The 1,492-nt window shown below is 44.6% G+C and carries 1 protein-coding gene; it reads left to right on the top strand.

Going from position 1 to position 1,492, the window contains the following annotated elements; translation table 11 throughout:
• On the top strand, window positions 1-1,492 hold a 1,492-nt coding region (gene typA, locus GMD4S_RS12095; RefSeq protein WP_000374511.1), incomplete at both ends, for a translational GTPase TypA.

Below are 1,492 nucleotides of genomic sequence, written 5' to 3'. Positions count from 1 at the left end.
CTGAAACTCTTGATGCACGTACTGAATTGGCAGAGCGCGCTATGGACTCAAACGATATCGAAAAAGAGCGTGGAATTACCATCCTTGCGAAAAACACTGCCGTTGCCTACAACGGAACTCGTATCAACATCATGGACACACCAGGACACGCGGACTTCGGTGGAGAAGTTGAGCGTATCATGAAAATGGTTGACGGTGTTGTCTTGGTCGTGGATGCCTACGAAGGAACCATGCCACAAACTCGTTTCGTATTGAAAAAAGCCTTGGAACAAGATCTTGTACCAATCGTGGTTGTTAATAAAATCGACAAACCATCAGCTCGTCCAGCAGAAGTAGTAGACGAAGTATTGGAGCTCTTCATTGAGCTTGGTGCAGACGATGACCAGCTTGATTTCCCAGTGGTGTATGCTTCAGCTATCAACGGAACTTCTTCATTGTCAGACGATCCAGCTGATCAAGAAAAAACAATGGCGCCAATCTTTGATACCATTATCGACCATATCCCTGCTCCAGTGGACAACTCGGATGAACCGTTACAGTTCCAAGTCTCACTCTTGGACTACAATGACTTCGTAGGACGTATCGGTATTGGTCGTGTCTTCCGTGGTACTGTTAAGGTTGGAGACCAAGTTACCCTTTCTAAACTAGATGGTACAACGAAGAACTTCCGTGTTACAAAACTCTTTGGTTTCTTTGGTTTGGAACGTCGTGAAATCCAAGAAGCCAAAGCAGGTGACTTGATTGCTGTTTCTGGTATGGAAGATATCTTTGTTGGTGAAACCATTACTCCGACAGATGCAGTTGAGCCTCTTCCAATCCTTCACATCGATGAGCCAACTCTTCAAATGACCTTCTTGGTAAACAACTCACCATTTGCTGGTAAAGAAGGTAAATGGGTGACTTCTCGTAAGGTAGAAGAACGCTTGCAAGCAGAATTGCAAACAGACGTTTCCCTTCGTGTTGACCCAACGGACTCACCAGATAAATGGACTGTCTCAGGACGTGGAGAATTGCACTTGTCAATCCTGATCGAAACTATGCGTCGTGAAGGCTATGAGCTTCAAGTATCTCGTCCAGAAGTTATCGTAAAAGAAATCGACGGTGTTAAATGTGAGCCATTTGAACGTGTGCAAATCGATACTCCAGAAGAATACCAAGGTTCTGTTATCCAAAGCCTTTCTGAACGTAAGGGTGAAATGTTGGATATGATTTCAACTGGTAATGGTCAAACTCGTTTGGTCTTCCTTGTTCCAGCGCGTGGTTTGATCGGATACTCAACTGAGTTCTTGTCAATGACTCGTGGTTACGGTATCATGAACCATACCTTCGACCAATACTTGCCATTGATTCCAGGAGAAATTGGTGGACGTCACCGTGGTGCCCTTGTTTCTATTGATGCTGGTAAGGCTACAACTTACTCAATCATGTCTATCGAAGAACGTGGAACCATCTTTGTCAACCCAGGTACTGAGGTTTACGAAGGAATGATCAT

The sequence above is a fragment of the Streptococcus sp. GMD4S genome (assembly GCF_000296955.1).
The sequence above is the reverse complement of the archived record's forward strand: the minus strand, read 5'-3'. Positions and strand labels throughout refer to the sequence as shown.